Annotated in this window: 19 protein-coding genes; 2 read left to right on the top strand and 17 right to left on the bottom strand. The window is 71.5% G+C overall.

Translation table 11 applies throughout. The features are described from left to right. Window positions 1-140: 140 nt before the first annotated feature. The 12 genes from M503_RS15820 to M503_RS0106320 form a co-directional block, all read right to left on the bottom strand. Window positions 141-1,451 carry a dicarboxylate/amino acid:cation symporter gene (locus M503_RS15820; RefSeq protein ID WP_051414324.1) on the bottom strand — a complete coding sequence of 437 codons (1,311 nt, stop codon included), beginning with the start codon at window positions 1,449-1,451 and terminating at the stop codon, window positions 141-143. A gap of 57 nt (window positions 1,452-1,508) precedes the next feature. Beyond that, entirely contained in the window at window positions 1,509-3,200 is a 1,692-nt protein-coding gene (locus M503_RS0106370) for a BatD family protein (RefSeq protein WP_155951984.1), read from the bottom strand. Window positions 3,201-3,202: 2 nt separating this feature from the next. Beyond that, complete coding sequence (locus tag M503_RS0106365; RefSeq protein WP_028919883.1) at window positions 3,203-4,963, bottom strand: VWA domain-containing protein; 1,761 nt, start codon at window positions 4,961-4,963, stop codon at window positions 3,203-3,205. After that, window positions 4,960-5,958 carry a vWA domain-containing protein gene (locus M503_RS0106360; protein WP_028919882.1) on the bottom strand — a complete coding sequence of 333 codons (999 nt, stop codon included), beginning with the start codon at window positions 5,956-5,958 and terminating at the stop codon, window positions 4,960-4,962. Before M503_RS0106360 ends, M503_RS0106365 begins: the two co-directional genes overlap by 4 nt. Beyond that, entirely contained in the window at window positions 5,955-6,410 is a 456-nt protein-coding gene (locus M503_RS17325) for a DUF4381 domain-containing protein (RefSeq protein ID WP_028919881.1), read from the bottom strand. The genes M503_RS0106360 and M503_RS17325 overlap by 4 nt, the downstream gene beginning before the upstream one ends. Beyond that, on the bottom strand, window positions 6,411-7,277 hold the full coding sequence (locus tag M503_RS15815) for a DUF58 domain-containing protein (protein WP_081720961.1): 867 nt from the start codon (window positions 7,275-7,277) through the stop codon (window positions 6,411-6,413). Window positions 7,278-7,369: 92 nt separating this feature from the next. Continuing rightward, entirely contained in the window at window positions 7,370-8,368 is a 999-nt protein-coding gene (locus M503_RS0106345; protein ID WP_028919880.1) for an AAA family ATPase, read from the bottom strand. 124 nt (window positions 8,369-8,492) lie between these two features. Further along, window positions 8,493-10,346, bottom strand: coding sequence for a type IV pilus secretin PilQ (locus tag M503_RS0106340; protein WP_028919879.1), 1,854 nt, complete (start codon window positions 10,344-10,346; stop codon window positions 8,493-8,495). Window positions 10,347-10,364: 18 nt separating this feature from the next. Next, a complete protein-coding gene (locus tag M503_RS0106335) occupies window positions 10,365-10,859 on the bottom strand; it encodes a pilus assembly protein PilP (RefSeq protein WP_155951982.1) in 495 nt (164 codons plus the stop codon). 47 nt (window positions 10,860-10,906) lie between these two features. Further along, complete coding sequence (locus tag M503_RS0106330; protein WP_028919877.1) at window positions 10,907-11,569, bottom strand: type 4a pilus biogenesis protein PilO; 663 nt, start codon at window positions 11,567-11,569, stop codon at window positions 10,907-10,909. Continuing rightward, a complete protein-coding gene (locus tag M503_RS0106325) occupies window positions 11,566-12,321 on the bottom strand; it encodes a PilN domain-containing protein (protein ID WP_028919876.1) in 756 nt (251 codons plus the stop codon). Before M503_RS0106325 ends, M503_RS0106330 begins: the two co-directional genes overlap by 4 nt. Next, complete coding sequence (locus M503_RS0106320) at window positions 12,321-13,379, bottom strand: type IV pilus assembly protein PilM (RefSeq protein WP_037060698.1); 1,059 nt, start codon at window positions 13,377-13,379, stop codon at window positions 12,321-12,323. The genes M503_RS0106325 and M503_RS0106320 overlap by 1 nt, the downstream gene beginning before the upstream one ends. Before the next feature lie 221 nt (window positions 13,380-13,600). On the opposite strand from M503_RS0106320, the gene M503_RS0106315 reads away from it, so the two are divergent. Beyond that, a complete protein-coding gene (locus M503_RS0106315; RefSeq protein WP_028919874.1) occupies window positions 13,601-16,066 on the top strand; it encodes a penicillin-binding protein 1A in 2,466 nt (821 codons plus the stop codon). A gap of 90 nt (window positions 16,067-16,156) precedes the next feature. After that, window positions 16,157-16,825 (top strand): hypothetical protein, encoded by a 669-nt coding sequence (locus M503_RS0106310; RefSeq protein ID WP_028919873.1) that lies wholly within the window; start codon window positions 16,157-16,159, stop codon window positions 16,823-16,825. Window positions 16,826-16,905: 80 nt separating this feature from the next. On the opposite strand, the gene M503_RS0106305 is transcribed toward M503_RS0106310, so the two are convergent. The 5 genes from M503_RS0106305 to M503_RS0106285 all read right to left on the bottom strand — a co-directional run bounded on the left by M503_RS0106305 (window position 16,906) and on the right by M503_RS0106285 (window position 22,369). Next, the gene (locus M503_RS0106305) at window positions 16,906-18,195 is read right to left on the bottom strand and encodes a citrate synthase (protein WP_024869497.1); all 1,290 of its coding nucleotides are present in this window, start codon (window positions 18,193-18,195) and stop codon (window positions 16,906-16,908) included. Window positions 18,196-18,444: 249 nt separating this feature from the next. Beyond that, the gene (locus tag M503_RS0106300) at window positions 18,445-18,693 is read right to left on the bottom strand and encodes a type B 50S ribosomal protein L31 (RefSeq protein WP_024869498.1); all 249 of its coding nucleotides are present in this window, start codon (window positions 18,691-18,693) and stop codon (window positions 18,445-18,447) included. An 86-nt stretch (window positions 18,694-18,779) separates the two neighbouring features. Further along, window positions 18,780-19,721, bottom strand: coding sequence for a nucleoside hydrolase (locus M503_RS0106295; RefSeq protein ID WP_028919872.1), 942 nt, complete (start codon window positions 19,719-19,721; stop codon window positions 18,780-18,782). A 75-nt stretch (window positions 19,722-19,796) separates the two neighbouring features. Further along, complete coding sequence (recG, locus tag M503_RS0106290; RefSeq protein WP_037060695.1) at window positions 19,797-21,932, bottom strand: ATP-dependent DNA helicase RecG; 2,136 nt, start codon at window positions 21,930-21,932, stop codon at window positions 19,797-19,799. Window positions 21,933-21,988: 56 nt separating this feature from the next. Further along, entirely contained in the window at window positions 21,989-22,369 is a 381-nt protein-coding gene (locus M503_RS0106285) for a RidA family protein (RefSeq protein ID WP_028917218.1), read from the bottom strand. Window positions 22,370-22,711 lie beyond the last annotated feature (342 nt).

The raw sequence follows: 22,711 nt of genomic DNA, 5'->3' as shown, positions 1-22,711 counted from the left end.
GCACCCGCGGCGCTGCGGGCAGCCTATTGTCCCATCCTTGTCCACGCCTGTCCTGCACTGCAGCGAAAAACGCCGTCCCGCGGCCCTCCAGGCAAGGTTGGCGACGAAACCATTCGCGGGCCAGCGCCGGCCCGCGCACCTCAGCCTACGCTGTGCGGGCGCTCCGCCGGCGCCGGATCGTCCCGCTCGCCGCGCGACACCAGGGTCGCCAGGGTCAGGTCGCCGCTGACGTTGAGGGTGGTGCGGCACATGTCGAGGAAGTGGTTCACGCCCAGGATCAGGCCGATGCCGATCGGGTCGACCCCGGCCATCGCGCAGATCAGCGCCACCACCGGCAGCGAACCGGAGGGCACGCCGGCGGTGCCGATGCCGCCGAGGATGCACACCAGCATCACCATGAACTGCTGGCCCATGCTCAGGTCGACTCCGAAGAACTGCGCCAGGAAGATCACGGTCACGCCCTCGAACAGCGCGGTGCCGTTCTGGTTGGCGGTGGCGCCAACGGTCAACACGAAGCGCGAGACCTTGTGCGGCAGGCCCATCTGGTCGGCCACGCGCAGCGCGGTCGGCAGGGTGGCGTTGCTCGAGGCGGTGGAGAAGGCCATCACCGCCGCTTCCTGGATGTCGCGGAAGAAGCCCAGGGGCGAACGCCCGGCCAGCCGCACCGCGATGCCGTAGGTGACGAACATGTGGATGGCCAGCGCCACCACCACCACGCCGACGTAGGCGCCCAGCCGCACCAGCAGCTCGAAGCCGAAGATCGCCGCCAGGTTGAACATGAAGCAGAACACCGCGTACGGCGCCAGACGGATGACCAGGCCGATCAGGGTCATCGAGACCTCGAACACGCCCTCGATGCCCCGCCGCAGGCCGGCGACCTTCTCGTCGTCGGTGAGCACCATGCCCACGCCGAACATCACCGCGAAGAACATCAGCGCCAGGATCGAGCCGTTGTCGGAGGCGGCCTGGATCACGTTGCTGGGCACGATCGACAGCAGCATGTCCATGCCACGCGGCTGGCTGTCGATGCTGGCCACGATCTCGCGGCTGCGCTCGGCGTTCTGCGCCAGCAGCTGCTGCGCCAGGGCCGGGTCCACGCCCGCGCCGGGCTCGAGCAGGTTCACCAGGACCAGGCCGAGCAGCACCGCCACGCCGGACAGCAGGATGGTGTAGGCCAGCGTCTTCCAGCCGATCCGCCCCAGCGCGCGGATGTCGCCCATGTCGGCGATGCCCATGACCAGTGCCGAGAACAGCAGCGGCACGATCAGCATGAAGATCAGGTTGAGGAACAGCCGCGAGGCCGGCGTGGTCACGTAGTTCGTGAACGCCTGTACCCAGCCGGCATCGGCACCGACGGCTACGTGCACCAGCAGGCCGAGCACCAGGCCCAGGCCGAAGCCCAGTCCCATTTTCCACGGCATCGGCCAGCTCTTGCGCGGCGTGTCGGACATTCAGCGTCCCCCCCCGAGAAACGAAACCCCGATCCTAGCAAACCGCCCTGCCGGGCTTCACCGCTCCGGATACAGCGGCGGCAGCGGTTCGCGCGGTGCCGTCGCCGTCGCCTTCCAGCGGGGTCCTCCGCGGAACGCCGAGCGCAGCGCGACGCGCGCGGCGGAGGCATCGCCGTCGCCGGCCCACAGCGCGCGCCGCATCGCCTCCAGCGCCTCGCGCTGGCGCGGATCGTCCAGCCGCGCCAGCAGCGCGTCGAGGTCCGCCGCCGGCGGGTCGGCCATGCGCTGCAGCACGCGCACCACCTCGTCGAAGCTGCCGCCGTCCAGCACGCGCTGCAGGTCCAGCGCCACGGGCCTGGAACGGAGCACGCCGGCCACCGCGCCTTCGCCCGCCGCGTGTGCACGGCGGCGTCGCATCGACAACGCCCAGGCCAGCGTGGCCAGCCACAGGACGGCGAGTGCCAGCGCAAGCCAGGGCCACAGCCGGTTGCCCGCGGAAACCGGATGCGTAGTCATTGCATCCACCGCCGTCGCGTCGGACCGGGCCTGCGCCGCCGTGCCGCCACCTGCGGGCGTGGCCTCCGGGTTGCCCGGCGCCACCTCCATCGCAAGCTCCGGGAGCATCGCCGCCTCCGCGCGCCGCTCGCGCACGTTCCACCAGTCGATGCGCGGCCCGGCCACGCGCAGCCGGCCCGGCGCCAGCGGCACAACCGCGTAGCGGCGCACGACGGTCAGCTGTGGGCTGCCGTCGATGAATCGCTCGGTGGTCTCGGCGCGTTCGGGGAACACCTGTGCCCCGTCGACGCGCGGCACCGGGAGGTCGGGGAACTGCGCCGCGGTCACCCCGCGCGCCACCGCTTCCACCGCGATCTCCACGGCTTCGCCGGCACGGGCGGCGGTCGGCGCCGCGAGGTAGCGCAGGCGCAGCTCGCGCAGCGGCAGCCACGGTTGCGGCGCGCCGGCCGGTTGCGCGTGCACCTGCAGGGTCTGCGGCGGCGACTGCGCCGACAGTTCGCGGCGGCCGCCGCCACCGCCGAAGAAATCGTCGAAGAAGTTCGCCGCGGCGCGGCCGCGGAAGCGCGCCGGCGGCAGCACCAGCGGGCCGCTGCGTTCGGGCACCAGCAGGTAGCGGCGCTCGACCACGTGGTAGCGACGGCCGCCGACCTCGCGGCTGCTCTGGACGTCGTCGCCGACACGCTGCAGCGATGCGCCGTCGGGGGCATCCAGGACCAGTTCGCCGGACAGCAGCGGCGTGGCGTAGTGCAGCCGCACCACCAGGCCGACGCCCTGCTGCACGTAGGGGGCCGGATCGTCGACCACGACCTCGACGAAGGCATCGCCGCGCGGCGCCGGCGCGGGGGCTCCGCCCACCTGCAGGCGCAGCGGCGCGGTGCGCTCGCGTCCCACCGCCAGCGCAGGCACGTCCAGCGCGCCAGTGCGCCGCGGCGTCAGCGCGATCCCGAACAGCGTGCGTCCATTGCGGTCGCTGCGATAGGGCTGGCCAAGCTCGAACGCCGCCGCCAGCGGGCGGTAATCGGGCGCCACGCCGGGCTGGTCGGTCTCGATGTTCAGGGTCACCGCGTCGCCCATCGCGGCGCTTTCGCGATCCAGCCACGCGCGCGTTTCCGCCAGCGCGACGGACGCGGGCAGGCAGGCCAGGAGCAGCAGCGAAGCCCATGCCAGCAAGCGCCGCGCCAACAGATGCGGCTGGCCTGCGATGGTCGGGCGAGAGCGCGTCGGCACCTGCATCGTCATCGTCCCTCCCGCTGGCGGCGTTCGTATTCGAGGCGGAACCTGGCCCGCAGCAGTCCGCCGGGATCGTCGGGGATGCGCCGCAGCCAGGCTTCGCGTGCCTGGCGCTCCTCGCGTGCCTGCGCGTCCTCCTGCGGCTGCGCCTGCGCCTGCTCCTGCTGCCCGTCGCCGCCCTGCTGCAGCGCCTCCTGCATGCGCTCGCGCTGTTCGCGGTCGGCCTGTTCCTGGCGCTGGCGCGCCTGTTCGTCTTCCGCCTGCGGCTCGGGGCCTTCGTCGGGTTCCCCAGGATCGCCACGATCCTGCTGCTGGCCGGGATGGTCCGGAGGACGCTGCTGGCCCCGGGAATCCTGCGACGGGTCGTCGCCCTGTTGCGGTTCCCCGTCCTGTGGCTGTTGCGGTTCGCCACCCTGCCCGTCCTGCGGCCGGCCCTGTCCATCCTGCTGCTGCCGGCGCGCAGCCTCGACCACGCGGCGGTTGGCGATCGCATCCTCCATGCCCGGCGACTGCGCGAGGGCGCGGTCGTAGGCAGCGATGGCCTCGTCGTAGCGACCCTGGCGCGCCAGGGCATTGCCGAGGTTGTAGTCGGCATCGGCACCGCGCGCGGTGGCGCCGGCGAACGCCTCTCCAGCGGCGGCGAAATCACCCTGGCGGTAGGCCTCGACCCCGCGCTCGATGCGCTGCTGCGCCTGCTGGTCGGCGCGCCGCCACCAGCCGCCTTCGTCGCCCCCGCCGGCCGCCCGTGCCGGACCTGGCATCGCCAGCAGCACGGCCAGCGGCAGCGCGGCCAGCAGCCCGGCGCCGCGACGGAACACCAGCAGCGCCACCAGCACCAGCAGCGGCGGCAGCAGCCAGTAGCCCTGGTCGAGCCAGGCGCGCTGGCCGTCGCCACGCACGCTTTCCGGTCCGGCGCGAGGCACCAGCACGCCCAGTGCGCGCAGGTCGGAATCGTCCGCGGCGAGCCTGGCATAGCCGCCACCACCCGCCGCGGCGAGGGCGCGCAGGGCCGCCTCGTCCAGCCGCGCCGGTCGCGTCGCGCCGGCACCATCGCGGTACATCGCGCCGGCCGGCGTGCCCAGGCCGATGACCGATATCCGGTAGCCCTGCGTCGCGATCGCACCGGCAACCGGCTGCGCCTCGGCCTCGGTTTCGTCGGTGAGCAGCAGGATGTCGCCGCGCTCGAAACCGGCCTGGTGCAGCAGGGTAGCGGCGTGGGTCAGCGCGCGTTCGACGCGATGGCCGTCGACCGGCATCAGGTCGGGCGCCAGCGCTTCGAGGAACAGCGCGACGTTGCCGGCATCGGCGGTCAGCGGCGCCACCGTGTACGCGTCCTCGGCCCACGCCACCAGCCCGACCTCGCCGCCCTGGCGCTCCCGCAGCAGGGTTTCGATCTTGGCCCGTGCCTGCGCCAGGCGCGTCGGCGGCAGGTCGGGGGCGAGCATCGATGCGGACAGGTCCAGGGCGATGACCAGCGGCGCGCGCGACTCCTGGCGCGGCTGCGCCTCCTGGCGCCAGCCCGGGCCGGCCAGGGCGAGCACGGCGAGGATCCAGGCCAGCGAAATCCCGGCCAGCCGCCAACCACTGCGCCCGCGGCCGGGTTCGATGAGGTGCGCGAGCAGGTGCGGATCCACCGCGTCGCGCCAGGCCTCGCGACGGTGGCGATGCCACAGCAGCCACAGCAGCGGCAACGCGCACAGCGCCCACAGCCACAGCGGGCGCTGCAGGTGCACGGCGGGCAGCTGCTGCAGCCAGGCGATGCTCATGCGGCACGCCTCCGCAGCGGCATGGCGAGGGCCATCAGCAGCAGCGCCGCGCCCAGCGGCCACGGATACAGCTCGATGCGCGGACGCACCGGCGCGGCGGCCACGTCCACCGGCTCGAGCCGGTCGAGTTCGGCATAGATCCCGGCCAGCTCGCCGGTATCGCGCGCGCGGAAGAAGCGGCCGCCGGTCATCGTCGCGACCTGGCGCAGGGTGTCCTCGTCCACTTCCTCGCCCTGCACGGGCAGCGGCACGCCGAACAGCGAGCGCATGCCGCCGCCACCGAAGGCGATGGTGTACACGCGCACGCCTTCGGCCTGCGCCAGCGAGGCGGCGCGCAGCGGTTCGATCACGCCGGCGGTGTTGACGCCGTCGGTGAGCAGCACCAGCACGCGCTGGCCTTCGGGCTGCTCGCGCAGGCGCTTCACTCCGAGGCCGATGGCATCGCCCAGCGCGGTCTCGCGGCCGGCCAGCCCGGCGACGCTGTCGCGCAGCTGCAGGCGCACCGAATCGCGGTCGAGCGTGAGTGGAGCGAGCATGTAGGCGCGTTGCCCGAACACGAGCAGGCCCACCCGGTCGCCCGCACGCCGCTCGAGGAAGTCGGCGATCACCGCCTTGGCCGCGGTGAGGCGGTCGACCACCTGCCCGCCCAGCTCCATGTCCGGATCGCTCATGCTGCCGGAGAGGTCGACCGCGAGCAGCATCTGCCGCGCCTGCTGCGGCGGCACCTGCGCCTCGCCCAGCTGCTGCGGGCGTGCAGCCGCGGTACACAGCAGCACCCAGGCCAGCAGCGGCAACAGCCAGGTGGCGACCGCATTGCCCGCATCACCACCCGCTACCTCTTCCAGGCGCGAACGCCACGGCACGCGCAACGCGGCGCTGGCCGGCTGCCGCGGCGGCAGCATCCAGGCCAGCAGCGGCAGCACCAGCAGCGCCCAGGCCCATGGCCAGGCGAAGCCCGCGAATCCCTGCTGCCATGCGGGCCACCACGCGCTCACCGGCGACCTTCCATCAGTTCGAGGAAACGCTTGCGGGCCAGCGCCCGCGCGGCGGCGAATGCATCGGCGTCGACGTCGCGGCGGAAGCTGCCTTCGAGCAGCAGGCGTCCGGGCCCGGCACTGAAGCCGGTGCCGTCCGCGCCATCGAGAAAGCGCAGCCAGGCTTCGCCCTGCAGCAGTTCCGCCCCAGGCTGGCGGCGGCGTGCGGCGCGACGCAGCAGCGCGGAAATGGCGGCCAGGCGTTCGGGCAAGGTGCCGTGGCCTTCGCTGGCCTGCTCGAACCAGCGCAGCCAGCGGCGCTGGCGCGAGCGGCGCCAGGCGATCCAGCCCGCCAGCCCCAGCAGCACCAGCAGGATCGCCGCGCCCAGCAGCCACCATCCCGGCGCCGGCGGCCACCACGATGGCGGCTCGGGCAGGTATACGTCGCGCAATGGAAGATTGGCTGGATCCACTCAGCGCTCCCCGCCTGCCACTACGGACACATCCGCTGCTGCATCGCCCTGGGCCTCGCCCGCCGACCACAGCCAGTCGGCGCTGCCGGCGTCGCTCGACAGCGTACGCACCCGCCAGCCGAGCGCCGGCAGCGTATCCCCCAGTTCGCGCGCGGGCGCGGCGAAGACCTGTTCCCAGCGCTGGCGCACGCCGCCACGGTCCAGGGCCAGCTGCACGCGCCGCATGCCGGCGAGGAAGGCGAGCGGCCGGCGCGGCGGCGAGGTTTCCAGCGGGTCCTGCAATAGCACCAGGGTGGCCTGGTGGTGGCGCGCCAGCGCCGTCCAGCGCAGCGCCGGCACCTGCGCGGCGCTGGACGGATCGGCCAGCACCACCAGCTGGGCGCCGGGGCGCAGCAGGCGCTGTGCGTGTTCGAGGGCCAGGGCCAGGCCGGCGTCGTCCTCGGGCGGATGCGCATACCAGCGCACCAGCGCGTCGAGCACGCGCATCGCCCCGCGCTGCCCGGTGGCCGGCGGGATCGCCGGTTCGCCGGCGCGCAGCGCAGCGATGCGGTCGCCGGACTGCAACGCGGCCCATACCGCCACCGCGCCGGCACGCGCGGCCTGCACCGACTTGAAGCGGGTACGGGTGCCGAAATACAGCGCCGGCGCGGTATCGGCGACCAGGAGGGTCAGGCGCTCGCGCTCGGCCTGGAACAGCTTGGTATGGGCGCGGCCGCTGCGCGCGGTCAGCCGCCAGTCCATGCGCCGCACATCGTCGCCGGCCACGTACTCGCGCGATTCGGCGTATTCCATGCCGCGCCCGCGCAGGCTGGACGGTGCCGGTCCGTGCACGCCATGCCGGCCTCGCCGCGGTGGCGGCACGCGCATCGCCTGCGCGCGCAACGCGACCAGTTCGGCCAGCGTGGGCACGATGCCTGCGGTCGCGGCTTCGGCCACGGCCGGCGCCGGGCCGGGCGCGTTCACGGCGGCGGCACCTTCTCGAGCAGCGCGGCCACCAGGCGGTCGCCGTCCCAGCCCTCGGCCAGGGCTTCGTAGCTGGGCAGCACGCGGTGGCGCAGCACGTCGGGGGCCACGGCGCGCACGTCATCCGGAGTGACGTAGTCGCGGCCGGCCAGCCAGGCGCGGGCGCGGGCGCAGCGCTCCAGCGCGATCGAGCCACGCGGGCTGGCGCCCCAGGCGATGCGGCGCCCCAGCGCGGCGTCGTAGCGCCCGGCGCTGCGCGAGGCCAGCACCAGTTCGACCAGGTAGCGCTCCAGTGCCGGCGCCACGTGCAGGTCGAGCACCTGTTCGCGCGCGGCGAACACCTGCGCCTGCGGCATGCGCTGCGCCGGTGCCGGCGGGGCCTGCAGGGTCTGCCGCGCGCGCTCGCGGGCCAGACGCAGGATCTCCGTCTCCACTTCCGCGTCGGGATAGCCGATGCGCACGTGCATGAGGAAGCGGTCCAGCTGCGCCTCCGGCAGCGGGAAGGTGCCTTCCTGCTCGATCGGGTTCTGCGTGGCCATCACCAGGAACAGCGGCGGCAGCGGATAGGTGTGGCGGCCGACGGTGACCTGGCGCTCGCCCATCGCCTCCAGCAGCGCCGACTGCACCTTGGCGGGTGCGCGGTTGATCTCGTCGGCCAGCAGCAGCGGATGGAACACCGGGCCGGGCTGGAACTCGAAGCTGCCCTGCTGCGGGCGCCAGACCTCGGTGCCGGTGAGGTCGGCCGGCAGCAGGTCCGGGGTGAACTGGACGCGGGCGAAATCCGCCTCCAGGTGCGCGGCCAGGGTGCGGATCGCGGTGGTCTTGGCCAGGCCCGGCGCGCCCTCGACCAGCAGGTGGCCGTCGGCGAGGAGGGCGATCAGCAGGCGTTCGACCAGCGCGGACTGGCCGACGATGGCGGCCGAAAGGCTGTCGCGCAGCTGGGCGAAGGCGGCGTGCAGGCCGGCGGGGGGAAGCTGGTCGGGGGCGTTGTCCATGGTCGCATTGTGACCCAGCGCCGCGCGGCGAGTTCCCGCGGCAGGTGAACGGAAAAAGCGACGGGGCCCGCAGGCCCCGTCGACGACAGCTCCAGCTTTGCGGCGGCCGTCCCCGGCCGGCCGGTCAGGCGCGCTTCTCGACGCGCATCACCTTCGGGGTCAGGAAGATCAGCAGCTCGGCCTTGTCCTTGTTGCGGCTCTTCTTCTTGAACAGGTTGCCGAGGAAGGGCACGTCGCCCAGGAACGGCACCTTGGCCACGCTGTTGGCGTCGGTGAACTCGTAGACGCCACCGATGACCACGGTCTGGCCGTCGTCGACCAGCACCGCGGTGTTGATCTCGCGGGTGGCGATTTCCGGCACCTGGCCGATGCTGGTATCGATGTAGCGCAGGACCTCGTCCTTGGTCACGTGCACGTCCATGAACACGCGGTCGTCGCTGGTGATGGTCGGGGTGACCTTCAGCTCGAGCACGACGTCCTTGAACTGCACGTTCGGGGTCACCGCGCCGGTGGTGCCGCCGCCGGTCAGGGTCACGTAACCGACCTCGCGGCCCTGGCGGATGACCGCCTCGCGCTGGTTGGAGGTGACCACGCGCGGATTGGACAGCACCTCGCCGCGGCCTTCCTGCTGCAGGGCCGACAGCTCGATGTCGATGGCGAAGTTGGCGCCCAGCAGGGTGTAGGCCAGCGCGCCCGGCGGCAGGCCGGTCGAGGTGGTCGCCGGCAGGTCGAAGTTCAGGCTGCCCGGCAGCTCGGTGACGCCGTTCTGGACGATCTTGGCGGTGTCCTCCAGCGAGCCGCTGATCGCGCCGGTGTTGTTGCCGGTGCGGCGGCCAACCACGCCGAAGCGGGCGCCGAGGTCGCGGGCGAAGGTATCGGTGGCGATGACGATACGGCTCTCGATCAGCACCTGGTCGACCGGGCGGTCGATCACGTCGATCAGCTCGCGCATCTGCGCGACCTTCTTCGGGATATCGCTGATCATCAGGGTGTTGGTGCGTTCGTCGGCGACGATGCGGCCACGCTGCGACAGGAAGCCGGTCTCCTGGTTGTTGCCGCCGCCGCCCTGGTTGCCCACGCCCTTCGCCTCGGTCAGCGCCTTGAAGATGGCCGCGGCCGAGTGGTAGTTGACCTGGATGTAGTCGGTGACCAGGTCGACGCGGTTCTCCAGCTCGATGCGCGCGTCTTCCTTGGCCTTCTCGAACGAGGCCAGTTCCGGCTGCGGCGCGACCCAGATGACGTTGCCGTCGCGGCGCTTGTCCAGGCCCTTGGCGCGCAGGACGATGTCCATCGCCTGGTCCCAGGGCACCTCGACCAGGCGCAGGGTCACGTTGCCCTGAACGGTGTCCGAAGCGACGATGTTGAGGTTCGATTCCTCGGCGATCAGCTGCAGGACGGTGCGCACCGGCACGTCCTGGAAGTTGAAGGTCACCGGCCGGCCGGAATACGCCGGCTTGGCGACCTTGGCCTGGGCGCTGCTCACCGCCGCGCCGCTGACCGCGCCTACCGCCGCCGCGCCGCTGCGCGGGGCGATCTCGACCACGTATTCACCGGCGGTCTGGTAGGCCAGCGAGGTGTAGTCGCCGCGGGTGCTCAGCACCACCTGGGTGCCCCCCGCATACGGCCGGGCCTCGATGCGCTGCACCGGGGTGGCGAAGTCGGTGACGTTGAGCGGCCGCTGCAGCTCCGCCGGCAGCGTGGCGTTGGCCACGTCCACCACGACGCTGCCGTCCTGCTTGCGCAGGTCCGGGGCCACCCCGTCGCCGTCGAAGCGCAGGATCAGGCGGCCCGCGCCACCATCGCCGCGCTTGAAGTCGATCTGCGCCACCTTGGACTTGGCCGTCGCCGGCTGCTCCGCCGTGACGCCGGCGGTCGCGGCCATCGCCGGGACCGTCAGGGCCAGCGCGAGGCCCAGGCCGCAGGCCCGGAAGATCGCCGGGCACCGGCTGCTCAGGCGCTGGGCATTGGAAAAGGTCATCGTGCTATCCCCCAATCATTAGTCTTCAAGCGCGATGGCAGCCGGACGTTCCAGCCAACCGCCCGCTCCATCCGGCACCAGTTCAACCAGCTCGATCCTGTCTTCACGCACTGCTGTGACGCGGCCATCGCTCTGCCCCAGGTAGGCGCCCGGACGGATCCGGTGGGTGACCCGGTCCGGCGCCATGACCAGGGCGACCAGTCCGGCGCCCTCGCCGATGGACCCGACCATGTCGAGGCTGTCCAGCGGGTACTGCTCGAGCGGTTCCTTGGGCCGGTTCGGGTCCGGGCGCAGGCCCGCGCCACCGTCCGGATTGCTCCAGGCATCGCTGAAGGGATCGCGCAGGTCCTGCGCGGCATACTCGAAGGTCTCGAACTGCTGCATCACCGGCAGCGGTTCCAGCGGCGGCGCCGGGCGCGCGCGCACGTCGGCGACCCACCTTTCCAGGTTCGGCGCGTCGCCGGGCGTGCTGGTGACGCCGCGGCCACACGCGCCCAGCGCGAGGACCAGCATCGACGCCCCCAGCCAGCGCAGCGCGGCAGCGTTACGGTTCATGGCCATCATGCGCCGCCCCCCTGGTTCGCATTGCCGGGCTGTGCCTGTTCCTGGATTTCCGTTTCATCGAGGTAACGGTAGGTCTTGACCGTGCCGGACAGCTCCAGCTGGCTGCCGCGACTGATCGCCTTGCCGCCCTTCGGCTGCAGCTGGATGTCGTGCATGGTCAGGATGACCACGCGCGGCAACGAGGCCACGCCGCTGACGAAGGCGCCGAACTGGTGGTAGTTGCCGACCATGCGCAGCGCGATCGGCTTCTCCGCGTAGAACTCGCGGGGTATCTCGGCACCGGGCTTGAACAGCTCGCTGGTCAGGCCGCTGGACAGCGCGGTCTGCGAGATGTCGATGATCAGGTCCGGCATCTCGGTCTTGCTCGGCAGCTGCCGCAGCATCTGCTGCAGGACCTGTTCCATCTGCGCCAGCTGCTGGCGCAGCGGCTCCAGGTTGGCGGCCTTGCCCTGCTCGTCCTCGAACTGGCGGCGCAAGGTCGACTCCTGGCTCTCCAGTCCCTCGAGTTCCTCGACCTTGCCGCGGATCAGCAGCAGGTAGGACATCACCAGGATGAAGGCCGCCAGCAGGATGCAGAACACCACCTTGGCCTGCTGCGGCCAGCCACCGATGTTGCTGAAATCGAGTTCGCTGACCTTGATCTTCTTCTTCTGGCTCATGACGCCGGCCTCCCCTGGGTCTGCGCGGCCGGTTGTTCGACGGGCTGGTTGGGAGCCGGCGCGGCCGGGGCATCCGCCGGGGCCGGATCAGCCGCGGGCGCCGCGGCCTCTGCCGGCACGGAGGTTTCCAGCGCCGCAGCAGCCGGGTCTTCCACTGCCGGCAGCATGCCATCGCCTTCCGCGGTCGCGTTGGGGTTGGCCAGCAGCACCTTCAGCGAGAACGCGTAGGGCAGGGCCGGCGCGCCGGCGACCGCCGGGCCGCCGTTCTTCTTGACCTCGATGACCGACAGGTCCGGCTTGGTCATCCAGCCCGAGACCTCGAGGTTGCGCATGTAGGCACTGACCCGGGCATTGGACTGGGCGCTGCCCTCGAGGGTCAGCAGGTCGCCTTCCTGCTTGATCGAGGTCAGGGTGACGCCGTCGGGAATGGTGCGCACCAGCGAGTCGAACAGGTGGACCATCTGCGAGCGGTTGGCCTGCAGCTGCTCGATCACCTTCTTGCGGGCCAGCAGGCGGTCCTTCTTGGCGTCGAGTTCCTTGATCTCCTCGTTCTGCTTCTGGACCTTGGCGATCTCCGCCTGCAGGAACGCGTTGCGCTCGTGCTGGCCGGCGACCTGCCGGTCGAAGTGGAACCAGACCAGGAACGAGAGCAGCACGCCACCGAGCGCGGCGAGCCCCAGCATCCCCTGGAACTCGCGCTGGCGCTGCTTGCGGCGCTCGACGCGCCACGGCAACAAATTGATCCGTGCCATCAGTCGAAGCTCCTCAGGGCCAGGCCGGTGGCGATCATCAGCGCCGGGGCGTCCTGGGCCAGGGCGTGCGCCTGCACGCGCGGGCCGAGGGTCATCTGCGCCAGCGGGTTGGCGACCTGGGTCGGGACGCCGAGCTGTTCCTCGACCATCTCCGGCAGGCCGGCGATCGCGGCGCAACCGCCGGCCAGGACCACCTGGTCGACGCGGTTGAACTCGCTGCCGGCGTAGAAGAACTGCAGCAGGCGGCTGATCTGCTGGACGGTCGCCTCCTTGAACGGCTCCAGGACCTCGATCTCGTAGGTCTCCGGCAGGCCGCCCTGGCGCTTGGCCTGGCCGGCCTCCTCGTAGGTGAGGCCGTAGCGGCGCATGACCTCGTCGGTCAGCTGCTTGCCGCCGAACAGCTGTTCGCGGCTGTACAGGCTGCGGCCGCCACGCAGGACGTTGAGCGTGGTCATCGAGGCGCCGATGTCGACCAGCGCGACCACGCCGTCGCGGCCGACCGGCAGCTCGTCGGCGATCAGGGCGAAGGCGTTCTCGACCGCGAAGGCCTCCACGTCCATCACCTTGGCCGTCAGCCCGCCCAGCTCCAGCGCCGACTGGCGCAGCTCGACATTCTCCGAACGCGAGGCCGCCAGCAGCACCTGGACCATCTCGGGGTTGCTGGGCATCGGCCCGAGCACCTCGAAGTCGAGGTTCACTTCCTCGATCGGGTACGGGATGTAGTTGACCGCCTCGAGCTCGACCTGGGCTTCCATGTCGTTCTCGTCCAGGTCGGCGGGCATCGGGATGATCTTGGTGATCACCGCCGAACCGGCCACCGCGGCGGCGGCGTACTTGGCCCGGGTTCCGGAGCGGTTGACCGCGCGGCGGATGGCCTCACCCACGGCCTCCACCTCGACGATGTTCTTCTCGACGACCGCATTGGGCGGCAACGGTTCGACCGCGTAATGCTCCACGCGGTAGCGGTTGCCGCTGCGGGAAAGCTGCAGCAGCTTGACCGCAGTCGAACTGATGTCGACGCCGATCAGCGGCGACTGACTTTTCGGGATGAGCCCCACAGTTTCCCCCCAGCCGACAGGCACTTGGCTGAACAACCTGCGCCCAGGCATTAAATAATGGTTTTTTCAGGCTTGGCAACACCCCGACACGCAGGCTGCGATGCCTGTCACGCGCGGTATACGCTCCCTGCCCCCTACGGCGTCCCCCTGGACACCCCCCTGTCGGTGCCCGCGCGTCATCTATACTCTGCGGCCGCGAAATCTGCAATCGGACCCCCCAGATGCCCCCATTCCGCCGCCTGCTGCGCTGGGCGCTGATCGCGTCCGCCGGCCTGGCCCTGCTGGCCGCGATCGGCCTGGGGACCCTGTACTTCGTGCTTTCCTCCCGGCTGCCGGACGTGGAGTCCCTGCGTGAGCTGGAGATGCAGGAGCCCCTGTACGTCTACGCCGCCGACGGCCGGCTGATGGCCGTCTTCGGCGAGACCCGCCGTTACCCGGTAGCCATCGAGGAGGTCCCCGAGCGCCTGCGCCAGGCCTTCATCGCCATCGAGGACGCCCGCTTCTACGAGCACGGCGGCGTGGACTACAAGGGCGTGGCCCGCGCCATCTGGCTGCTGGCCACCACCGACGACAAGCGCGTGCCGGGCGGCTCCACCATCACCCAGCAGGTGGCGCGCCAGTTCTACCTGAGCTCCGAATACAGCTACCAGCGCAAGCTCGCCGAGATGCTGCTGGCGATGAAGATGGAGCGGGCGCTGAGCAAGGACGAGATCCTGGCGCTGTACCTCAACAAGAGCTTCTTCGGCAACCGCGCCTACGGCGTGGCCGCGGCCGCCGAGTACTACTACGGCAAGAAGCTGGACCAGCTGGACCTGGACGAGATGGCCTCGCTGGCCGGCATCCCCAAGTTCCCCTCCAGCGGCAACCCGATCAGCAATCCCGACCGCGCCCGCATCCGCCGCGACTACATCCTCGACCGCATGGCCGAGCTGGGCTTCGTCAGCGCGGCCGAGGCCGCCGCCGCCAAGGCGGTGCCGATGCACGCCAGCCCGCACGAGCCGCCGGTCGAGGTCTCGGCCCCCTACGTGGCCGAGATGGTCCGCCAGGAGATGATCGCCCGCTACGGGCCGGAGGCGGTGACCCGCGGCTACCAGGTCACCACCACCATCCTGCCCGACCTGCAGGCCGCGGCCGAGAAGGCGGTGCGCGACGGCCTGCACCTGTACGACCACCGCCACGGCTGGCACGGCGTCGAGCGCCGCGCGGAGGTGGCCGCGGACGCCGACGACGCCACCCTCGCCAAGGCCCTGGCTGGCACCTCGTCGCAGGGCCCGCTGCTGCCGGCAATCGTGGCCGGCACTACGCCCGACGGCGGCGCCCGCGTGGTCCTGGCCGACGGCAGCAGCGTGGCGCTTGCAAGCTCGGCGGCGCGCTGGACCGGCAAGAACCCCGCCGCCCTGCTCAAGCGCGGCGACGTGGTGCGCGTGCGCGCGGGCGAGAAGGAAGGCGAATACCTGCTCGACCAGGTGCCGCGCGGCCAGGCCACCCTGGTCTCGCTGGACGCCAACAACGGCGCCCTGCGCGCCCTGGTCGGCGGCTACAGCTTCGCCGGCAACAAGTTCAACCGCGCCACCCAGGCGCGGCGCCAGCCCGGCTCCAGCTTCAAGCCCTTCCTCTACGCGGCCTCGTTCGAGAAGGGCTTCAACCCCGCCTCGATCGTGCTCGACGCCCCGGTGGTGTTCCGCGACCGCCGCGGCAACACCTGGCAGCCGCAGAACGACGACGGCGAGTTCCGCGGCCCGATGCGCCTGCGCGAGGCGCTGGTGCAGTCGCGCAACCTGGTGTCGGTGCGCCTGCTGGACGCCATCGGCGTGGACTTCGCCCGCACCTACATCTCCCAGTTCGGCTTCGACGAGGCCGAACTGCCGCCGAACCTGTCGATGTCGCTGGGCACCGCCTCGCTGACCCCGCTGTCGGTGGCGCGCGGCTACGCGGTGTTCGCCAACGGCGGCTCGCGGGTGGACGTGTGGTACATCGACGAGATCCGCGACCGCGCCGGCCAGGTGCTGTTCAAGGAATCGCCGGCGGTGGCCTGCCGCGGCTGCGGCGCGGTGCCCGGCAGCGGCGGCACCCAGGTCGCTTCGCAGGTGGTGGACGGCTTCAACTTCGGCGCGCCGGCACCGGCCGCCCCGGCGCCGGCGCCGGCCACGGGCGAGGCCGGCCAGCAGGCGGCAACGCCCGCCCCGCTGCCGGTCGACGGCAAGGCCGCCCCGCGGGCGATCGACGAGCGCACCGCCTACCAGCTGGTGTCGATGATGCGCGACGTGGTCCAGCGCGGCACCGGCACCGCCGCCAAGGTGCTCGGCCGCGAGGACGTCGGCGGCAAGACCGGTTCGACCAACGACCACCGCGACGCCTGGTTCTCCGGCTTCGGCGGGCCCTTCGCCACCACCGTCTGGGTCGGCCGCGACGACTTCCAGTCGTTGGGCTACCGCGAATACGGCGGCAAGGCCGCGCTGCCGATCTGGATCGACTACATGCGTGTGGCCCTGGAAGGCCAGCCGCTGGCGCCGAACGACCCGCCGCCGGGCATGGTCCAGGTCTACGTCGACAACAGCGGGCGCATGTCCACCGTGGGTGGCGGCCTGGTCGAGTACGTGAAGGTCGAGGACCTCGACCGCATGCAGAACAGCCTCGATTACCACGGCCCCGAGCAGAGCGACGAGGAAGCGTTCGATATCTTCTGAACCCGCGCGGCGCTCGCCGCGTGCAGGCGCCGTGATTGACCGGGCGCGACGATGCGCTACAGTCCCCTGGGCTCACCGGGGGATCCAGACATGCATCGCGCCCGCCAGCATGCCGAGACGCGTACCCGCGAACGCCGGCGGCGCCTGGCCCACGAAGCCGCGCGGCTGATGGCCGAAGGCGGCATCCGCGACTACCACCAGGCCAAGCTCAAGGCCGCCGCGCGCCTGGGCATCCACGACGACGCCTCGCTGCCGCGCAACCGCGAGATCGAGGAGGCGTTGCGCGAGTACCAGCGCATCTTCCTCGGCGAAAGCCAGGCGCAGGCGCTGCGCCAGCGCCGCGAGGCCGCCGCCCGCGCCCTGGAGTTCCTGTCCCGCTTCGAACCGCGCCTGGTCGGGCCGGTGCTGGATGGCACTGCCGCCGCGACCTCGCCGGTGCAGCTGCACGCCTACAGCGACGACGCCGAGGCGGTGGCCCGCTTCCTCGACGAGCACGGCATCCCCGCCGAATCGCGCACCCGCCGCCTGCGCCTGGACCGCGAACGCAGCCTCGACGTGCCAGTGTGGCTGTTCAGCGCCGAGGAACTGGCCTTCGACGTGGCGGTGCTGCCGCTGCAGGCGCTGCGCCAGGCGCCGCTGTCGGCGATGGACGAGAAGCCGATGCGCCGAGCCTCGCTGCCGCAGCTGCGCCAGCTGCTGGCCGAGGACGAGATCGCCGGTTACGAGGGCTCCCTGGCCGGCGGGCGGGCCCAGGCCTAGCCGGGCAGCACACCGCCGCGGAAAAGGAAACGCCCCGCAATGCGGTGCGTTTCCGGTCACGCGGACGTCGGTCCAGGCGCTCAGCGCTGGTCGGCGGCCTTGTAGTCGCGCACGTCGTAGCCGGTGTAGATCTGGCGCGGACGGCCGATCTTGGCTTCCGGGTCGACCTGCTGCTCCAGCCAGTGCGCCACCCAGCCGGCGGTGCGGCCGATGGCGAACATGACGGTGAACATCTCGGTCGGGATCTTCAGCGCCTTGTAGATGATGCCGCTGTAGAAGTCGACGTTCGGGTACAGCTTGCGCTGGATGAAGTACTCGTCCTTCAGCGCCGCCTCTTCCAGCTTCATCGCCACTTCCAGCAGCGGATCGTCCACGCCCAGCTCGCCCAGCACCTTGTGGGTCATCTCGCGGATGATCTTGGCGCGCGGGTCGAAGTTCTTGTAGACGCGGTGGCCGAAGCCCATCAGGCGGAAGCCGGAGTTCTTGTCCTTGGCCTTGGCCACGGCCGACTCGACGTTGTCCGGGGTGCCGATCTCTTCCAGCATCTTCAGCACCGCCTCGTTGGCGCCGCCGTGCGCGGGGCCCCACAGCGCGGTGATGCCGGCGGCGACCGAGGCGTACGGGTTGGCGCCGGTGGAACCGACCAGGCGGACGGTCGAGGTCGAGGCGTTCTGCTCGTGGTCGGCGTGCAGGATGAACAGCAGGTCCAGGGCCTTGGCCACGACCGGGTTCAGTTCCAGCGGCTCGCTCGGCACCTCGAACATCATGTGCAGGAAGCGGTCGACGTACTCGAGGTTGTTGCGCGGATAGCGGATCGGCCAGCCGATCGAGTAGCGGTAGGCGGCGGCGGCCAGGGTCGGCATCTTCGCCAGCAGGCGGATCGCGGCCAGGCGGCGCTGCTCCGGATCGTTGAGATCCAGGGTGTCATGGTAGAACGCCGAGAGCGAGGCGACGCTGCCGGCCAGCATGGCCATCGGGTGCGCGTCGTAGTTGAAGCCCTGCAGGAAGTTCTTCAGGGACTCGTGCATCATCGTGTGATGCGTGACCTCGTGCTCGAACTTCTTGAATTCGGCCTCGGTCGGCAGCTCGCCGTTCATCAGCAGGTAGGCCACCTCGAGGAAGCTCGACTTCTCGGCCAGCTGCTCGATCGGATAACCGCGATACAGCAGCACGCCGTTGTCGCCGTCGATGTAGGTGATGGCCGACTTGCAGCTGGCCGTGGCGGTGAAACCGGAGTCGTAGGTGAAAAGACCGGTTTCCCTGGTCAGCTTCGAAATGTCGATGCAGTCGTTGCCCAGGGTCGGCTTGAGAACCGGCAGGGACACCGACTTGTCGCCGGCGTTCAACGTGACCTGGTCGAGATTGGACACGGTGTGCACTCCTCTTATGGGGTAGGCTTCGCACGTTCGCGCACGGGATGCGCTCGACGTGGTTTGCGAGGGAGTCCGCGGCCGCGGCCGCGAAGCCTTCGAATTATCGCATACCCCACCGTCCAGAAGACCCGATACGGAAGTCGAATTGCACCGTTCCGGAAACGCGCACGGCAAAACGGCCGCGCAGGCGCGGCCGTTCCGGTGCATCGCGTGGCTGGGGCGCGCCTGGCGGCGCGCCGGCCTGGCTCAGCGCGCGTAGCGGCGCTGGAACTTGTCGATGCGGCCGCTGGTGTCAACGACCTTGTGCTTGCCGGTGTAGAACGGGTGCGAAGCCGAAGAGATTTCGATCTTCACCAGCGGGTATTCGTTGCCGTCTTCCCACTTCACGGTTTCCTTGGCGCCGCCGGCCAGGGTCGAGCGGGTCAGGAACTTGAAATCGGAGGTGACGTCGTGGAAGACGACTTCGCGGTAGTCGGGATGGATGCCGGCCTTCATGGCGTACACCGTACAGGTAAGGGGAACAGAGCCCGGCATTTTAGCCGGCTATGCGACCCCGGCGCAAGGCCGGGGTCGCTCCGCGGTCAGGCGGCCGCCAGCGCGGCCTGGACCCGGGCCTCGAATCGGGCCTGGTCGTAGCGCAGCAAGATCCGGGCGCTGTCGGCGGCGCCGGTCTGCCGGTTCCAGTCCACCGCGGTCAGGCCACGGGCCAGGCCGAAGCCGGTTTCCACGGCCAACGGCCGCTCCACCGCCTCCACCGCGCCCTCCGGCTCCAGCGCCCAGGCCATGGCCAGCGAATCGGCCGAATACCAGTACTGTCCGCGCCGGTCCTCGGACCACAGCCGGGTCTGGCGCGAAATGGCGTCATAGAAGGCCGCCCGCGGCGACGGTGCGGCCAGCCACTTCTCCACCTCGCGGTGGTGGAAGCCGTGGGCCATGGTCGCTTCCCAGTCGGCCAGGTCGTACTTCGGGAAACCGGACAGGACCACGTGTGCGGCCTCCGGATCGAAACCGACGTTGAACTCGGCCACCGGGGTGATGTTGCCGTGGGCGGTGACCGCCCCGCCCATCACCACCAGCCGCGCCACGCGCTGCGGCAGGGTCGGATCCAGGCGCAGGGCCAGGGCCAGGTTGGTCAGCGGGCCGAGCGCGACCAGCAGCAGCCGGCCGGCGTGCTCGTGCGACAGGCGCAGGATCGCCAGCGCGGCGTGTTCGGCCTCGGCGCGACCGGACGGATCGGCGTAGCCGACGTCGCCGAAACCGTCGCGACCGTGCACGTGCGCGGCGTCCTCGCGCGGCGCGTGCACCAGCGGGCCCTCGCAGCCGGCGAATACCGGCACGTGCGCGCAGCCCGCCACCTCGCGCAGCTTCAGCGCGTTGCGCACGGTGTGTCCAAGGCCGACGTTGCCGGCAGCGATGGTCAGGCCGACCACCTCGTGGGCATCGGAATTGAAGGCCATCAGCAGGGCCAGGGCGTCGTCGACACCCGGATCGGTGTCGATCAGCAGCGGGATCTTCTCGCTCATGCGTGACTCGTGACGATTGGCCGGCCAGTTTGGCCGCTGCGGGCCCGCGCGGCAAACCGGCGCCGGCGGCGCGGTTCAGGCCGCCGCGTAGCGCGCCGCGCCGCCCACCCAGCGCGCGACGATGCGCCCGGCCACGTCCGGCGCGTGCTCCAGCAGGTGCGAGGCAAGCGCGTGCACCTGCGGCAGCAGGCCGGCGTCGCGGCCCAGCTCGGCGATGCGGAACCCGGCCAGGCCGGTCTGGCGCGTGCCCAGCAGTTCGCCCGGGCCGCGCAGCTCCAGGTCCTTCTCGGCGATGACGAAACCGTCGCTGGTGTTGCGCAGCGTATCCAGGCGCTGCCGCGCCATCTGCGACAGCGGCGGCTGGTACAGCAGCACGCAGCTGGACGCCGCCGCGCCGCGCCCCACCCGTCCGCGCAGCTGGTGCAGCTGGGCCAGGCCCAAGCGCTCGGCGTTCTCGATGATCATCAGCGAGGCGCGCGGCACGTCGACGCCGACCTCGATCACCGTCGTGGCGACCAGCAGGTCCAGTTCGCCCTCCTTGAACGCACGCATCGTCGCCTGCTTCTGCGCCGTCTTCATGCGTCCGTGGACCAGGCCCACGCGCACGCCCGGCAGCTGCGCCGAGAGCTGCTCGAAGGTGCGCTCGGCGGCCTGCGCCTGCAGGCGCAGCCCCTGCCCAGGCTGGCCGTCGTCTTCCTGCTCCTCGATCAGCGTGCAGACCCAGTAGGCCTGGCGCCCTTCCGCGCAGGCGGCGCGGATGCGCTCGACCAGCTCGGGCCTGCGTTCTCCGCTGAGCACCACCGTCGTGACCGGCGTGCGCCCGGGAGGCAGCTCGTCGATCGCCGATACGTCCAGGTCCGCGTAGGCGGTCATCGCCAGCGTGCGCGGGATCGGCGTGGCGGTCATCACCAGCTGGTGCGGCACGTAGCCGTGGGCCGGCCCCTTGTCGCGCAGCGCCAGGCGCTGCTGCACGCCGAAGCGGTGCTGCTCGTCGACGATCACCAGGGCCAGGTCGTGGAAGGCCACGCCTTCCTGCATCAGCGCATGCGTGCCGACCACGACCTGCGCCTCGCCCGACGCCACCTCGGCCAGCGCCCTGGCGCGCGCCTTGCCGGTGACCTTGCCGGCCAGCCAGGCCACGCGGATGCCCAGCGGCTCCAGCCAGGCGCGCAGGCTGGACAGGTGCTGTTCGGCCAGCAGCTCGGTCGGCGCGGCCAGCGCCACCTGGCAGCCCTGCTCCACTGCCAGCGTCGCCGCCAGCGCCGCGACCACGGTCTTGCCCGAGCCGACGTCGCCCTGCACCAGCCGCTGCATCGGCACCGGCCTGGCCAGGTCGGCGCGCACCTGCAGGAATACCCGCCGCTGCGCGCCGGTGAGCTTGAACGGCAGGTTCTCCAGCAGCCGCCGCGCCAGCGCGCCCGGGCCGTCCAGCGCGCGCGCCGCCAGCTGCTGCTGGGCCAGGCGCTGCCGGCGCAGGCTCAGGTGGTGGGCGAGCAGTTCCTCCAGCGCCAGCCGGCGCTGCGCCGGATGCGTGCCGGCGGCCAGCGCGGCCAGGTCTTCGTCGGGGGACGGCCGGTGCAGGGTCAGCAGCGATTCGCGCAGCCCCGGCAGGCCAGCCATCTCCGGCAGCGAAGGCGGCAGCAGCTCCAGCGCCGCGGCCTCCGGCAACCGGTCCAGGGCCTGCCCGATCAGCCGCCGCAGCACTGCCGGGCCGACGCCCTCGACCGCCGGATAGACCGGATCGAGCGCCTCGCCCAGCGCCGGATCCTCGTCCTCGCCGAGGACCCGGTAACTGGGGTGCACGATCTCCAGCCCGTGCTGGCCCGGCCGCGGCGTACCGTAACAGCGCAGCCGCACCCCGGGCCGGAACTGCGCCACCTGCGCCGCGCGGAAATGGAAAAAGCGCAGCACGACCGTGGCGCGCGAACCGTCGCCCACCGCCACGCGCAGCATCGGCCGGTAGCGGAAGCCGCGCTCGACCGCCTCCACCGTGCCCTCCACCTGCGCCGCCACGCCTGGCTGCAGCTGGCGGATCGGGGTCAGGCGGGTGCGATCCTCGTAGCGCAGCGGCAGGTGCAGCCACAGGTCCTGCACCGTGACCAGGCCGCGCGCGGCCAGCTTCCCGGCCACGCTGGCGCCCACGCCGCGCAACACGGCCAGCGGCGCATTGCCGCCGGCCAGCACGGGCGGCGCGGGCCGGGACGCCTTCACCGGCGCCCCTCCCCGGCACGGAAGCGACGAACCGTGGCCAGCCCCGCGTTATCCACTCAGTCCAGGACCATGATGGCGTCGGCCTCGAAGCCCACGCCCTTCGGCAGGCCGGAGACCTCGATGGTCGAACGCGCCGGGAACGGTGCCGAGAAGTATTCCTGCATCACCGCGTTGACTGCGGCGAACTGCGACAAATCGGTCAGGTACAGGCCCAGGCGCACGATCCGGTCCAGCGAACCGCCGGCGGCCTCGGCCACCGCGCGCAGGTTGTCGAACACCTGCCGCGCCTGCGCGGTGATGTCGCCTTCCACGACCTCGCCGGTCGCCGGCACCAGCGGGATCTGGCCGGAGAAATACACCGTGTTGCCGCTGCGCACGGCCTGCGAATACGGGCCGATCGCCGCCGGCGCCTTGTCGGTCTGGATGATCTGGGACATGCGTGTCTCCGAAGGGGGAATGCGGTCGAGGGATTCTAACGGGTCGAGGCGACGGACTCTGGTCTAGCGACCTGGGCCGCCACAGATCTCCGACCCTCTCTCCCGGCCCCGCTCCGCGCCCCGGCCTGCGTCCATGGGACGAGGGCGTTCGGCGGCATGCGCGCCAGTGGCGCGCGAGCAACGCCACCTCACCCCTGTGGAGGAGCGGAGAAAACGAAGCCACGACCCAAACGCGCCGAAAGACGCGGTAGCGCGGGGGTATGGCGCAAGCAGGCCATGGATGGCCTGCGCTCGCGCGTTGGAGCCATGGACGGCGGAACCGCGCGATGCGCCATACCCCCG

This window comes from Pseudoxanthomonas suwonensis J47 (assembly GCF_000513955.1).
In the GTDB taxonomy this organism is placed as follows: Bacteria; Pseudomonadota; Gammaproteobacteria; order Xanthomonadales; family Xanthomonadaceae; genus Pseudoxanthomonas; species Pseudoxanthomonas suwonensis_C.
Note: the sequence above shows the minus strand (reverse complement) of the source record. Positions and strands in the feature narration are given on the sequence as shown.

Excerpts from the sequence above, each read along its gene's own strand:
- M503_RS15820 (WP_051414324.1), bottom strand. The coding sequence starts at position 1,451 with ATGTCCGACACGCCGCGCAAGAGCTGGCCGATGCCGTGGAAAATGGGA.
- M503_RS0106370 (WP_155951984.1), bottom strand. The coding sequence starts at position 3,200 with ATGCAGGTGCCGACGCGCTCTCGCCCGACCATCGCAGGCCAGCCGCAT.
- M503_RS0106365 (WP_028919883.1), bottom strand. The coding sequence starts at position 4,963 with ATGAGCATCGCCTGGCTGCAGCAGCTGCCCGCCGTGCACCTGCAGCGC.
- M503_RS15815 (WP_081720961.1), bottom strand. The coding sequence starts at position 7,277 with ATGCGCGTGCCGCCACCGCGGCGAGGCCGGCATGGCGTGCACGGACCG.
- M503_RS0106345 (WP_028919880.1), bottom strand. The coding sequence starts at position 8,368 with ATGGACAACGCCCCCGACCAGCTTCCCCCCGCCGGCCTGCACGCCGCC.
- M503_RS0106340 (WP_028919879.1), bottom strand. The coding sequence starts at position 10,346 with ATGACCTTTTCCAATGCCCAGCGCCTGAGCAGCCGGTGCCCGGCGATC.
- M503_RS0106335 (WP_155951982.1), bottom strand. The coding sequence starts at position 10,859 with ATGCTGGTCCTCGCGCTGGGCGCGTGTGGCCGCGGCGTCACCAGCACG.
- M503_RS0106330 (WP_028919877.1), bottom strand. The coding sequence starts at position 11,569 with ATGAGCCAGAAGAAGAAGATCAAGGTCAGCGAACTCGATTTCAGCAAC.
- M503_RS0106325 (WP_028919876.1), bottom strand. The coding sequence starts at position 12,321 with ATGGCACGGATCAATTTGTTGCCGTGGCGCGTCGAGCGCCGCAAGCAG.
- M503_RS0106315 (WP_028919874.1), top strand. The coding sequence starts at position 13,601 with ATGCCCCCATTCCGCCGCCTGCTGCGCTGGGCGCTGATCGCGTCCGCC.
- M503_RS0106310 (WP_028919873.1), top strand. The coding sequence starts at position 16,157 with ATGCATCGCGCCCGCCAGCATGCCGAGACGCGTACCCGCGAACGCCGG.
- M503_RS0106300 (WP_024869498.1), bottom strand. The coding sequence starts at position 18,693 with ATGAAGGCCGGCATCCATCCCGACTACCGCGAAGTCGTCTTCCACGAC.
- M503_RS0106295 (WP_028919872.1), bottom strand. The coding sequence starts at position 19,721 with ATGAGCGAGAAGATCCCGCTGCTGATCGACACCGATCCGGGTGTCGAC.
- M503_RS0106285 (WP_028917218.1), bottom strand. The coding sequence starts at position 22,369 with ATGTCCCAGATCATCCAGACCGACAAGGCGCCGGCGGCGATCGGCCCG.